Raw genomic sequence first — 13,498 nt, forward strand, 5'->3', positions numbered from 1 at the left:
GCCTTGCGGCTCATCCGGTCCCACCGGGCCGCGCGGCAAGGAGATATATTGCCAGACCGGAGGGGCCCCGGGGGCGGGAATCTGGCACTCCATATTTTGTTCACAAATGAATCGATCCTTCAGTTGTTCCACTGAAGTCATGTCTGAAGCATCGGCTTCTGGTATTGGCGATGACCAGCTGGTTTATAGGTGTTAAGGCATCGGTCATCTCTGGTGCGCCACTTTACTCCAAAAGCATCAGCTATTTGTTTCCCGTCGGTAAAAGGCAGGTTTTGTTCGCCAAGCGTTCTTATATATAGAGAAGTTCGGGTTCGAACCCGTACACCGGCAACAAAAAAGCGACCAACCGAAGTTGATCGCTTTCAATTCTATGCTGGAGCATCTAGAGGGTGTTTCCGAACTCATTTTCTCGCTGCCATTCATGCTTTCGAAGCATCGTTCGACCTCCGCAGCCTCATGTTTTGAGGATCTGCCGTGTTTATCACTGTTATTAATGAGTGTGTGGAAGTGATCCTCATACAGATACGTCGATCCGCCAGATAACTGAGAAGCATCTTTCTGCAGCCCTCGTTGTCTATCCTCACATCTCTCAGGTCTTCCGGAAATTCACAAGCAGTCTTAGGGTCAATTTGTTTCTGCTTTCAGAGACTTGTTTGAGAGTTTTTAAAGACAGTTCAAAACAATAAGTGAGACACCATAAAGCAGAGCAAGATGTGCCGGATAGAAAATGTAGAAGAAATATTTCAGCTTCAGCCCTCGCTTGCCATTATAAAGATTGATAAGCAGCAACGAAACGACCGCGGCGGCAACATCAGGATTTAATACATTAGCTGTAGCAAACTCAAATCCGCCGCCAACTATATGGCACGACGAAAGGAACACTGCGCATACTGCAGCAAAGAACATCTTGGCCTTGTTGTCGTGGAATAAATAGAACGCAGCCACAAGCAGAATGCCATACACACCGCCATCTAGTTTAGTGTATTCAGCTGCCAGTGCCGTCAAAACAATCAGAGCAATTTCTGCGATGTGCCTCTTCCATTTTGAAAGACTTTGTATCTTTTCCAGAATAATCAAAAAGACCAAGGAAAGCAGGAGCTCATACATAACATTCTGTTGCCGAAGGTCAAATAGCTGCCCGGTTTGAACGAAATCGTATATGGGCTCCGCAATGATTGCGAAGACAAGCATATTTCGCAGGTACTTCTTTATGTCATGAGTATGCAAAAATCCCTCAACTATCAAAAAGCAAAATAAGGGAAATGCAATTCTGCCAAGAACATGAAGCACATCCGAAGCCTCGCTTAGAATCGCCCACTGTTCGTCTGATATCTGATTGTACGATGCGTGAGTCATGATTCCATTGGTCAGGACGATCCTGCTTACATGATCGAGAACCATCGAGATGGCCGCTATTATCTTTAATGTGCTGCCGCTAATTCCGTATCTATCTGTTTTCATTTCTTTTTCCTTTCTTTGGGTGGGCCGTCAGGGGTTCAGCCTGCTCCGCAGGCGGCCGCTGCGGCGCTTCGCGCCTTGCGCGCTGCGCTGGCAAACGCTCACGCGTTTACTCAGCTCCGCGCCCCGACGGGTTCGAACCCATGCCTTGGCAACAAAAAAGCGACCAACCGGAGTCGATCGCTTTCTATTCTATGGTGGGCCGTCAGGGGTTCGAACCCTGGACCTTGGGATTAAAAGTCCCCTGCTCTGCCAGCTGAGCTAACGGCCCGCGGGTGGCATTGTACCACGGTCTGGGACTATTCCCAACTCCATTGGCCGTTCTGGAAAATCACAACTTCGCGTCCATCGGGCGTAATGCCCACAATATCGATGTCGTCCGTACCGATCATAAAGTCGACGTGCGTGCTCGAAACGTTGACGCCATGCTCAATGAGCTCCTCTTTGGACATATCATATCCACCCTCAATGCACTCGGGGAAGCCGACTCCCAGTGCAAGATGGCAGCTGGCATTCTCGTCATAGAGCGTGTCATAGAACAGGATGCCGCTTTCGCGAATCGGCGTGTTCTTGGAAATGAGCGCAACCTCTCCCAGATGAGCAGCGCCCTCGTCAGTATCGATGATACTTGCGAGTGTCGCCTTTCCCACACGGGCGTCGTAATCCACCACACGACCGTTCTCGAACTTGATCCAAAAATCGTCGACCTTGTTACCGTGATGGATAAGCGGCATTGCGGAATAGACGATTCCGTCAGCACGCATACGATCGGGCGAGGTGAAGACCTCCTCGGTGGGGATGTTGGGGAAGAAGGGGTGACCGTCGGGGGTCTCGCCCTTACCGCCGGCCCACTCATGCCCCTTCGTCATACCAATTACCAGGTCGGTTCCATTCGAAGCGGTATAGCGCAGGCAGTCGAAACGATTTTCGTTCAGAAAGCGCAGGTTCTTTTCAAACGCCGCATCGTGAAGCTCCCAGTCACTCTCCGGATCTTGGCCGTCAGCACGGGCGGTATGCAGGATCGCAATCCATAGTTTATAGATTGCAACCTCATCGGCGTCTCCCGGGAACACCTCGCGCGCCCAAGCCACGACCGGCGCTCCGGCAATGCACCACGGGTTGATGTTGTAATCCAGTCCGCGGCGGAAAATCTTGCACTGCGTGTTCCTCGCCTTGGAAGCGGCAGCGGGCTTGGCAGGATCGATGCCCTTGAGAGCGGCGGGGTCAGCACCCTCGATAAAGATAAAGCAGGCACCGTCCTGGGCCAGAGAATCCAGCTGTATGCGCTTCCACTCGGGCGTCTGCCCAAAATAGCTTTTCTCGACATGCTCGTACGCAAGCCTCGTCACGGCGTCGTCGGCCCAGATGACCGTCACGTGACCGGCACCGGCGTCATAAGCCTCCGCAACCACCACGCGCGCAAATGATGCGCACTCGACGGGAGACTGAACGACGACCTCCTGGCCGGGCTTAACGTTTACACCCTTGCGGATAACGAGACGCGCATAATTTTTAATCTTGGGCTCAAGGGTCTTCATGCCCTCAAGAGCTTCCTCGACCGTTAGGGCAGCTCGAATCATGTGCCACTCCATCTATCTATAGAACAGTAAAAAGGCGCGCCGCAAAAACGACGCGCCTTATATCTTAGCGATATGTATGGATACAAACGCTACTTCTTCTTGGAGTCCTTCTTGTCCTCCTCGGCAGCCGAGCGCTCGATAAGAGCGTTGAGCTTGTTCTCGGACATGCCCTCGGCCTGCGCGCGGTACATGTTGCGCAAGGGACGAATACGAACGAAGTCGTAGATAAAGTCACCCAGGATGATGACATAGGACAAAACGATGCCGACCATCTGAACAGGACTGGACACCGTGCCGCCGGGAGCGAAGTAGAGCGAAGCCCAAATTGCCACGACGAGTACCATGCCGATGGCGAGCACGGCCCACCAGATACGACGGCGCTTGGTGTAGTCCTCATCCTGCTTGAGAAGAATATTCGACACCGTATAGATACGATCCTCGCGAGCACGCTGCTTGGCCTTGCGGGCGCGCTTCTCCTCCTTGGAAAGGCCTTCCAGGTTTTCACCCTTCTCGAGCTCTTTGCGGCGAGCTTTAGACGAAGCCGGCACGACGCGAACGGAGCTCGCTGCTTGGCGGGCGGGTTTAGCAGATGCGGCGGACTTGCGCGCAACCCCGGTAACTTCGTGGGATTGCGTGCGCTTGTTCGTGGCGCTACGGGTACTCACTTATGCGTTCTCCTTCATGCTTGTGAACTGGGAGCCCGTGATGATCTGGAAGGCCTCGCGATAGCGCTCGGACGTGCCATCGATGACCTCGGCGGGCAGGTGCGGGGTCTCCCCCGTCATATCCCAGTTGGCCTTGAGCCAATTGCGGACGAATTGCTTGTCGTAGCTAGGCTGGATCTTGCCCTCCTCGTAGCTGGCGGCGGGCCAGAAACGGCTGGAGTCGGGCGTGAGGCACTCGTCGATCAGCGTGACCTTGCCATCGATAACACCAAACTCAAACTTGGTGTCGGCAATGATGATGCCACGGGTCGCTGCATACTCGGCAGCAGCCTTGTAGATCTTGAGAGACAGATCGCGAATCTGCGTGGCGATGTCCTCGCCAACGATCTCGCAGCAACGCTCAAACGAGATATTCTCGTCGTGATCACCGATCTCGGCCTTCGTGGACGGCGTGAACAGCGGCTCGGGAAGCTTGGAGGCCTCGGTCAGACCCTCGGGCAGCTGGATGCCGCAGACGGTGCCGTTCTCGTCGTAGGTCTTCTTGCCCGAACCGGTCAGATAGCCGCGGACGATGCATTCGATGGGAATCGTCTGGGCCTTCTTAACCAGCATGGCGCGGCCTGCGAGATAGTCACGATACTCGGCAAACTCCTCGGGGAAATCCGCCGGATCGATGGAGACGAGGTGGTTGGGGACGATATCGGCAAACTTATCGAACCAGAATGCCGAGATGCGGTTGAGCACCTCTCCCTTAAACGGAATCTCGTCGGGGAGAATAAAGTCGAACGCAGAAATGCGATCGGTGGCGACCATCAAAAGGTTTTCGCCGGCATCGTAGATATCACGAACCTTGCCACGGGAATCCGGACGACGCTCCATCGTTGTCACGTGAGTCACTCCTTACCTAAATACGACAGAAATGCGGGTTCTTTCCCGCATGTTTTCGCAAACTCGGAGCGGCAGGAACGCGGCCCCTCCTTCACCGAATAGCGAAAAGCTAGTGCTCCATTGTAGTAGATGCCGCGTCCGCCGTGTGCTCGCGAGGCAGATGAATCGTAAAAGTCGTACCCTTTCCAAGCTCCGACTCCACGGATATGTAGCCATGGTGACGCTCGACGATTTGCTTGGTCACGGCGAGGCCAACGCCCAGGCCGCCGGCTTCGCGGGCGCGGCTGGCATCTGCGCGCCAGAATCGCCCGAAGATGCGCGACAGGTCGTCCTTGGCAATACCGATACCGGTATCCGAAACGGCAATACTGACATGCTTGCGGTCACTGAGCACCGACACCACGACCCAACCGCCCTCGGGGGTGTAGCGCATGGCGTTGCTCATGAGGTTGATGACGCACTGCGTGATCATGTCGGGATCGGCCTCGACGACATCGTCGTGACCTTGGGTCTCGTCAGCAAAGCGCAAGCGCAGATCGCGGTCAACAAATAGGCGCTCCTGAGCGTTGACGATAGACCGCACAAAGGGAACCATGTCCACCGGTTCGAGATTGAGCGGCGCCGTGCTGTTTTCCATACGCGATAGGTCGAGCATCTGCTGCACCAAACGAGCCAGGCGGCGCGTCTCGGAAGCGACCGTCTCCAGATGCTCATCGTCGGTGGGATACACGCCGTCCTGCATGGCCTCGACCGTTGCAAGCATGGCCATGAGCGGCGTGCGAAGCTCGTGTGCGACATCCGAGGTCAGGCGCTTTTCGTGCTTCATATCTTTCTCGAGCGAGGTGGCCATCTCGTCAAAGGTCTCACCCAACTGATCGATTTCATCGTCGCCGCGCAAACCGGTACGAGCGGACAAATCGCCGTCGCGAATTTGCTTGGCTGTGCTGGTTATACGATGAATCGGTCTGGTAAGCATGCGCGACACGAACGATCCGATAACAACTGAGATGCAGACCGCAACAACCGCGGCAAGGGCCATGGCGTTAAAAGTCTTTTCCCTAAACGCAGAATCCGCCTTGGTGAGCAGGGCATCGGAGCCGATAGCCCATAGCTTCACCTGTCCGACATGCTCGCCAGAAGACGTTATGATTTCGACGTTGGCAACGCTATCGGAGTCGGTGGGCGCCGACGAGACCGGGCTATGCGAGGCCTTTTTACCGCTCGAGCTGCTCGACGCCGATTCGCTCTCGCGCACATCGGCGGTCGCACTTGCCGAAGGCCATGAGTCGTCATAGACGACAACGCCCTTTTTGTTGACAACCTGCATACTCAGGTCGTCGGACACCAAGCTCGATGTCGCGACCGTGCGTAGCTCGCCCGCAGTCCAGTTGCCGTTTTCCTCGTACGACGTCGCAAGCTTTTCGGCGGCAGAATTGGCAATCTCGACGATATTGGAGCGCATGTAATCCGAAAAGACGGTACCCCACACAACGGAGACAACGCCCACCAGCACCAATACCGTCATGAGCGACGTCAGGGCAAAAGCCAAGGCCATGCGCGAGGGATAGCTCATCGCTGGCCGTGAATCGGAACGAGGCGTGTTCCAACTTGCCTTGGAACCCGCCTCGTTCTCCTGCTTATGCTTTTGCCCAATTTCAAAGCGCGCAGGTGTCATATGTGATTTCCCTATTTCTCGTCCGACTTATCGGTCTTGGCCGGAGCCTCGAAGCGATAACCGACGCCGTGAACGGTGTAGAGCCACTTAGGCTTCTTGGGGTCGTCGCCCAGCTTGGCGCGAAGGTTCTTGACGTGACTGTCGATGGTGCGCTCGTAGCCCTCAAAGTCATAGCCGAGCACCTTCTCGACCAGCTCCATACGGTTATAGACGCGACCGGGATGGCGAGCAAGCGTGGTGAGCAGCTTAAACTCGGAAGCAGTCAGGTCTACTTCCTTGTCCTCGACCAAGATCTTGTGGCCCGAGATATCGATGACCAGATCGCCAAAGTCGAGCACCTCAACGGCGGGCTCGTCTGCCTGGTGAGCACGACGGAACAGGGCGCGGACGCGGGCAACGAGCTCACGCGGCGAGAACGGCTTAATCAGGTAGTCGTCGGCACCAAGCTCAAGGCCGATGATGCGATCCTCGATCTCGCCCTTGGCCGTCAGCATAATGATGGGGACATCCGAGGTGTCGCGAATGGTGCGGCAAACGCGCTCGCCGGGAATCTTGGGGAGCATAAGGTCGAGCACAACCAGGTCGAACTGGTGCTTCTCGAACTCCTCGATCGCAGACTGGCCGTCCCCGACGCCAACAACCCAGTAGCCCTCGCGCTCGAGATAGGCAGCGACAGCGTCACGGATTGCCTTCTCGTCCTCGACCAGCAGAATCTTTTTTGCATCTGAAGCCATAACACGGCCCCCCTGTCTCAATTAGCTAAGAACAAGCCCATTTTAACGCACCTATGCCCGCCGAGCACCGCTACAGTGCGGCGGCTCGGCGGGCGGCACTCACAATTACAACGCGTTTATTCCCCCGTTGGCGCCCTTTTAACCCCTCGGCGCTAAAGAGAGAACAGGCGGGCGGTAACCGTCTCGGGAATTCCTTGGCTATTACGCACCGTGGCATAGGTTAAAAACGTATTCGATTTACCCGCCGTAGCTGGATAATCGCCATATTCGAGAGCGCGGTCGGGCGACAGCAGCGAACCATAGGTTTTGGCGGAGGTATCGATCAGAAAATGCGATGCCTGAACCTTAACCAGATATTTGCCTTTTCTGCCGGCAGCACACGCAAGCGGCTCGCGCGACAGGAATAGGAACGTCCCATTCTCGTTACCGATATAGGTGCCCATGTTGCCTAGGCTCCCCACGCCGCTATAGGTGGCCTCGATGGAGAACACAAACGTGTCGCCCATATATACGGCCTCGAAGGGAGACACCGATGAGGGAAGGACCAGCTGAGCCCTCTTGGTATTGTTGCCGTCCGTCAGGTCGATCGCCGTCATGCCGTAGTAGACGCCCTCGTCGTTGCGCACACGCGGGGAAATGGTCAAGATGCCGTCACTCACACGCGGGGCGGATGCAAAGCGGCCCGTTGACTTCCAAATGGCCTCGGCCTTTGCCTCGTCGAGCGAGCGGCGGTAGCAATACGAGTCGTGACTCGTCTTATTGCCGCCTGCAGCAGGCATCTTGTACCAAATGACGGACGATTCGAACGCCGTAAACAGCGGCGGGTCGTAGTCCTTGCCGCCTCGGTCGAGCTCGACCACATCGCCGACAAGCGACGCACCTGCCGTATTTTGCGCATAGAGTTTCCATGATGCATTCGCAAAGTTCATCTCGACCCAAGCAAATACGCCATCGCCGGCGCGGACATCGTAAAACGAATACCCCGCACCTTCCACGGGATCCTCGACGAGCGTCGTGAGTGAGCCGTCGCCCAGGTTGAGCATGCCGAGCGTATTGGCATGCCGCGCCGATGCGGGCGCCATCATCGCCGCGGCGTAATCACCGTCGCAGTAATACAGCAGCGTACCCAAAGGCAATGTCCATGAAGCTGCAGGCTCGAGGTCGATTTCGACAGCCTCGTACTCATCCGTAATCGAGACGATTTTTGAGTCATCTTTGATAACCTGCGGCTCGCCGGCGGCATCGTCGCTGGTGCCCGTTTTTTTCGAGCATCCGGCAAGTACCGTGGCAGCGCCCGCGGCAGCTCCACCGAGCACAAAGCCGCGGCGCGATATTCCGTTCTTGATGTGGTCGGCGATACCCATTAGGCGATCTCGGCGCGAGCGGCCTCGATAGCGCGGGTAAGCTGGTCGGCGCAGGAGGTCTTTTTCATACCGCAGGTATTACCGGCGAGAACCTCGATTACGCGATCGGCAGGAGCACCCTCAACCAGCTTGGAGATAGCCTTGAGATTGCCGTCGCAGCCGCCGGTAAACTCGACGCCCAGCACTTTGCTGCCGTCATCGGAAAGATTGAGGTGGATATTGCGAGAGCATACACCCTGAGGCTTGTAGTCAAAACTAATCATTGAGATCCCCTCTCAGAAAGAAATTTCAGACGTCTATTATCCCCGCCTGGCCCGACTTATTATCGTAAGCACCGATTCAACATCCTACGATGCATAGATTAGTGGGGGCAAGATTAGCAGCCCGTACCCCGTGCGTGGACTGTGCGCTTCTCCCGATACATATTGTGGTCGGCGACACGATATACATCGGCCAGCGTATTTCCAGCCGTCTCGACGGTCGCCACGCCAATCGATGCGCTGACCGTCAGTGCCTCATCGCTTACCGCGGCAAGACCGAGACGAAGATCCTGTTCCAGCCCGAGCGCAGACTCGTTGTCAGTATGGGGGCAAACCAGCAAAAACTCGTCGCCGCCAACGCGCATCGGCAGGTAATCCGCACCAGCCACCCGCCGCAGCACGGACGCCGTCCGTCGCAGCAGTTCATCCCCCATCTCGTGACCGTAGATATCGTTGGTCCGCTTGAGATAATTGCAGTCCAACATAATCACGCTCACGGGCAAGCCCTCGTTTACCAGGCTATCTCCGCGCGATTCAAGGTAGTTGCGGTTGCGAAGCCCCGTCAGTTTGTCTTGGTATGTCAGCTCCTCGGCATGTTTGACCATCGATATGTTGTGCGTCGCCACGACGACCGACTCCAGCCGGCCTTGCTCATCGCGATGCTGGGGGACAACCTGTAGCGAGTACCAAGCGCCTCGACAATCTCGCACCTCGGCAGCCAAGTACGGTACGCCCTCCATACGTTCGCGAAGCGTACTTATATCTACGAGTCCCACAACCGCTTCGCGGCTTTCGGGGCTCACGACATCCCGGCAGACCGTGTCCATAAAGTCATATGCCTCGCTGTGCTCGGCAAATATCTTCGCTATCGTCGGCGACATATTGATTCCCTCGATCTCGAGGGTGTCGAGATGCAAAAGGAAGGTCGAATCGTAGATGGCGCTTATGGCATTGATAATGCCGAGCTGTTTATCCTTTTCGACCAAATTGCGGCGATCAACGATATTTCGAGCCAACAGTACCACGACCCAAAACGCAAGGCACACCAAGACGCCAGCGGCGACAAATGTGATCCTGCCAGACATGACCTCAGATTTGGGATACAGCGCAAACAGGCGGTAGTCCTTGTATGCCGCACGCACCGCGTACCATTTGTCTCCTCGATATTCGATGCGCGTTAGGCCATCGTCTTTCCACTCAACCCCTGCGCTGGTGAGGAATCGGGCGAGCGACACGTCAGCATCGGCGCTGTTGGATGAGACAATCTCCGCATCCTCCATAACAAGCACCGTGGGGCCCTGGTGGAAGGTGCTGTTCGAAAGCACGTCGGCTATGGCATATGAATAGTCGTCCGCTGGATCGGAAACAAATGAGCGGTATGCCAAGGCAACGCCGTCGCCATACGGGATAGCGCAGACGGCAAAAACGACACCACGGCGCTCGACGACAGTTGAGTAGGTCACTTTGGAACCTTGATACATCGATGCGACCGGCGCACAGGCCAGCTCCTCTCGCCACAACATGAGCGGATCGCGACCATCGATGTCGTAGTGGGCAGCCATATGGCCATCGGAGTCCATGACCATCAGCCCCGAAAGGTTCTCGGCATGGACAAATTGCTCGATAAGATCGTCGTTAACCTCAACGCGATCAGAGGACAGGAACGTCGCAAACGATTCGATCGCGGCGAGCAAATCGTGCGTCTCTTCGGTTTTTCTCCCCTGTTCGTAGCGGTCATATTTTTCGCAAGCGTTTTCCAAAAACGCCATGGTTTCTTGGCCAAACCCAAGCGTTTTTTCGAGGCAGCGATGGGTTCCAACCGTATACAACAGGCCTAACAAGACAGCGCTGACAATAACGCCGACAGCTATGACGGTCAGAGTCTTTCGACGCAAGCGGTGCTCATCATTTGTCATGGATTTGCTCCTTGCCCGCCCGTCGTCGCTCCTGTCTTGTAATTGCCCACAATACGGTCAATCGTGCCATCTCGGTCCATGGCAAACAATGCGGTATTGAGATCCTTTACGATCGGTCCTTCATAGCCGTCATCAAACGCGACGCCCAGATCAACCGTCATAACGTTGTCAGCGAACACGCGGTAAAGGCCGGGATACCGGGCGGCAAGTCGGTCAAGCGGCTGAACGTCCGCCATCCAACAGTCGACATACCCTTTGGCGAGGGCGGCTTTGCAGAGTTCGGCAGAACCATACGATTTGATTTGCACGTTCGGCGAGATTTCCAGATCCCCTGCGAGCAATCGGCGTTCACTCACCGAGCCCGCAATTACCGCGATGGTCTTGCTTCCATCGAGATGCGCCAAGGACTTGATGCCACTCGTTTTCTTGGCGGCAACCGAGACCGTCACGGTTAGATACGGCTCGGTCCAGTAATACTTATCCTCGCGATAACAGGGAGAATAATCACACCACAGGCAATCGATATCACCGTTTTCGAGCAGCCGGTCGCGATCGTTCCAGTCAATATCGACAAACTGTGGCTTGAGCCCCGCACGCTCACACGCCTCGCGGGCGATGTCGATATCGATACCGGCGTAATCGCCCGTGGTATCGACATACACATAGGGGTCGTTATCCGTAACGCCGATTTTGAGTACCGGGAGATCTTTGTCGGCTTCATTCGAGGAGGAAGAACTGCTTCGAACGGTATACGTCAGGGCGGCCACACAGGCGGCAACAAGGAGCATGAGCGCAAACGAGACGATGGCGGCTCGCTTGATACGTCCGGGCACAAGCCTCCCTTCATCGAAACAGCAGTCGGATTTCATTGTATACCCGGGGCTGATGCGGCGATAAAAAAGCGCCTCACCCAAGATGGGCAAGGCGCCAAAGGTTGGAATGCATCCGCAAACAGCCGAATTAGGTTAACCCTACTCGAAGCTCACCTGCTCCAGGCGATCGAAGACCGTGTCGATGCGGGTGAGGAAGTCCCACGGATCAAAGATCTCGTCGAGCTTCTCCTGGCTGACGGTGCAGCGCGGATCGGCCTCGAGACGCTCCTTAAAGGTGGGACCGGAAACACAATCCTGCACTTCGTGCCAGGTGGCCATGGCGTTTTCCTGCACGATAGCGTAGGCGTCCTCGCGGGTGATGCCCGTGTCGACGAGGGCGAGCAGCACCTTGGAGGAGAAGATGAGGCCGCGGGTCTTGTTGAGGTTGGCCATCATGCGGGCGGGATACAGCTGCAGGCCGTCGATAACGCGGATGAGGCACTGGAACATGTGGTCGAGCGCAATGAAGCTATCAGCCTGGGCGACACGCTCGGCGGAGGAGTGTGAAATGTCACGCTCGTGCCACAGGGCGACGTTGTCGAAGGCAACCTGCGCGTTGGCCTTCACGACGCGCGACAGGCCGCAAACCTTCTCCATGGTGATGGGGTTGCGCTTGTGCGGCATAGCGGAGCTGCCCTTTTGTCCCTTGCGGAAGGGCTCTTCGGCCTCGAGCGTATCGGTCTTCTGCAGGTTGCGGACCTCGGTCGCGATGCGCTCGCAGGTGGCCGCTGTAGTGGCAAGCACGCCGGCGAGGTAGGCGTGGTGATCGCGGCTGATGACCTGCGTGGACAGCGGATCGTGAACCAGGCCCAAGTGCTCGCAGACGTACTCCTCGACGAACGGCTCGATGGAGCTGTAGGTGCCGACGGCACCGGAGATGGCACCGAAGGCAACGTTCTTGCGAGCGTCCTCAAGACGATCGAGATCGCGCTTGAGCTCCCAGGCCCAAGAGCCAAACTTCATACCGAAGGTCATCGGCTCGGCATGGATGCCGTGAGTACGGCCGGCGCAGAGCGTATTGCGCTCTTCGAAAGCGCGGCGCTTGCAGATCACGCCGAGCTTCTTGACGTCCTCGATAATCAGGTCACAGGCCTGAGTAAGCTGATAGCACAGAGCCGTATCACCCAGGTCGGAGCTGGTCATACCATAGTGAACCCAGCGGCTAGGCTTGGGCTCGCCCTCCGGAACATCGGCGTCGATGTACTCCTTCATGTTGGTCAGGAAGGCGATGACATCGTGGCGCGTGACTTCCTCGATCTCGTCGACCTTTGCCTTCTCAAAGTTGGCATGGTCGCGGATCCATTGGGCCTCGTCTTTGGAAATACCGATCTTGCCGAGCTCCGCCTGGGCCTCGCAGGCCAGGACCTCGATCTCCTGCCAAATGGCGTACTTGTTCTCGAGGGAGAAGATGTGTCCCATCTCCGGGCGGGTATAGCGATCGATCATAGCGGCTCCTTTTTGGTTATTGGCACGTTGGTCGTAACTCGACTATTGTACCGTGCGCAGGCGCCCGTATGAGCAACGGGCATCAACCTAACATGTTGCAGATGGAGCGGTCATGAGGACGTCCGCGTATTTGCGAAGCAAATACGCACCGGCTTCAGGCGAGCCCCTCGGCCTCACGAAGCCGCGGGGGAAACTTTGTTGAATTGGCCGTCCCCATGTCTCCCGTGCCCGGTGGAGCGGGCAACGGGACGTCCGCGTATTTGCTTCGCAAATACGCACCGGCTTTAGGCGCCTGCCGGCGCCTTCGCCTGCTCGCTACAAACGCTTCGCGTTTGCTTTACGCTCACACCCTGGCGGGTTCGAGTCCCGGCACTTTATTGAAAAAGCACGGCACCGTAATGGTGCCGTGCTTGTGCTTTTAACTGGAGCGGGCAACGGGACTCGAACCCGCGAGTGTCAGCTTGGGAAGCTGATGCCTTACCACTTGGCGATGCCCGCATATGTGGAGGATAGTATAACGCGGTTGTCTTGTTCGATACAAGGGTGACGATGCTTGTTTTAGCTGTGGAGAATCGTCCTAAAAACAGGCCAATTGTGAAGATAGGGACCTGTACGTTCTTCTATTTACCGTTGTCTACCT

General features: G+C 56.3%; 11 protein-coding genes and 2 tRNA genes. All 13 read right to left on the reverse strand.

All coding sequences use genetic code 11. From position 1 onward, the window contains the following. Positions 1 to 663: 663 nt before the first annotated feature. Positions 664 to 1,461 carry a TraX family protein gene (locus tag ACGHEN_RS10650; RefSeq protein ID WP_390399305.1) on the reverse strand — a complete coding sequence of 266 codons (798 nt, stop codon included), beginning with the start codon at positions 1,459 to 1,461 and terminating at the stop codon, positions 664 to 666. A gap of 192 nt (positions 1,462 to 1,653) precedes the next feature. Continuing rightward, positions 1,654 to 1,729 (reverse strand) — tRNA-Lys (locus ACGHEN_RS10655). Between the two features lie 28 nt (positions 1,730 to 1,757). Further along, positions 1,758 to 3,038 carry an aminopeptidase gene (locus tag ACGHEN_RS10660; RefSeq protein WP_390399307.1) on the reverse strand — a complete coding sequence of 427 codons (1,281 nt, stop codon included), beginning with the start codon at positions 3,036 to 3,038 and terminating at the stop codon, positions 1,758 to 1,760. A gap of 89 nt (positions 3,039 to 3,127) precedes the next feature. Further along, positions 3,128 to 3,703, reverse strand: a complete 576-nt coding sequence (locus ACGHEN_RS10665) for a hypothetical protein (RefSeq protein WP_118079980.1) — start codon at positions 3,701 to 3,703, stop codon at positions 3,128 to 3,130. After that, entirely contained in the window at positions 3,704 to 4,582 is an 879-nt protein-coding gene (locus tag ACGHEN_RS10670) for a phosphoribosylaminoimidazolesuccinocarboxamide synthase (protein WP_035136481.1), read from the reverse strand. Between the two features lie 118 nt (positions 4,583 to 4,700). Beyond that, a complete protein-coding gene (locus ACGHEN_RS10675) occupies positions 4,701 to 6,266 on the reverse strand; it encodes a sensor histidine kinase (protein ID WP_390399308.1) in 1,566 nt (521 codons plus the stop codon). An 11-nt stretch (positions 6,267 to 6,277) separates the two neighbouring features. After that, the gene (locus tag ACGHEN_RS10680; RefSeq protein ID WP_118079985.1) at positions 6,278 to 7,000 is read right to left on the reverse strand and encodes a response regulator transcription factor; all 723 of its coding nucleotides are present in this window, start codon (positions 6,998 to 7,000) and stop codon (positions 6,278 to 6,280) included. Positions 7,001 to 7,152: 152 nt separating this feature from the next. Continuing rightward, positions 7,153 to 8,364, reverse strand: coding sequence for a twin-arginine translocation signal domain-containing protein (locus tag ACGHEN_RS10685; RefSeq protein WP_118079987.1), 1,212 nt, complete (start codon positions 8,362 to 8,364; stop codon positions 7,153 to 7,155). Then, positions 8,364 to 8,627 carry a TIGR03905 family TSCPD domain-containing protein gene (locus ACGHEN_RS10690; protein WP_089572560.1) on the reverse strand — a complete coding sequence of 88 codons (264 nt, stop codon included), beginning with the start codon at positions 8,625 to 8,627 and terminating at the stop codon, positions 8,364 to 8,366. The genes ACGHEN_RS10685 and ACGHEN_RS10690 overlap by 1 nt, the downstream gene beginning before the upstream one ends. 113 nt (positions 8,628 to 8,740) lie before the next feature. Further along, positions 8,741 to 10,540: a GGDEF domain-containing protein gene (locus tag ACGHEN_RS10695; RefSeq protein ID WP_390399312.1), complete on the reverse strand. Its 1,800-nt coding sequence runs from the start codon at positions 10,538 to 10,540 to the stop codon at positions 8,741 to 8,743. After that, positions 10,537 to 11,373: a substrate-binding periplasmic protein gene (locus tag ACGHEN_RS10700; protein ID WP_390399315.1), complete on the reverse strand. Its 837-nt coding sequence runs from the start codon at positions 11,371 to 11,373 to the stop codon at positions 10,537 to 10,539. The genes ACGHEN_RS10695 and ACGHEN_RS10700 overlap by 4 nt, the downstream gene beginning before the upstream one ends. A 138-nt stretch (positions 11,374 to 11,511) precedes the next feature. Next, a complete protein-coding gene (purB, locus tag ACGHEN_RS10705) occupies positions 11,512 to 12,858 on the reverse strand; it encodes an adenylosuccinate lyase (RefSeq protein ID WP_390399317.1) in 1,347 nt (448 codons plus the stop codon). A gap of 423 nt (positions 12,859 to 13,281) precedes the next feature. Then, positions 13,282 to 13,356 (reverse strand) — tRNA-Gly (locus tag ACGHEN_RS10710). Positions 13,357 to 13,498: the final 142 nt, after the last annotated feature.

Origin of the sequence: Collinsella sp. i06-0019-1H4, assembly GCF_042849575.1 — a bacterium.
Classification (GTDB): Bacteria; Actinomycetota; Coriobacteriia; order Coriobacteriales; family Coriobacteriaceae; genus Collinsella.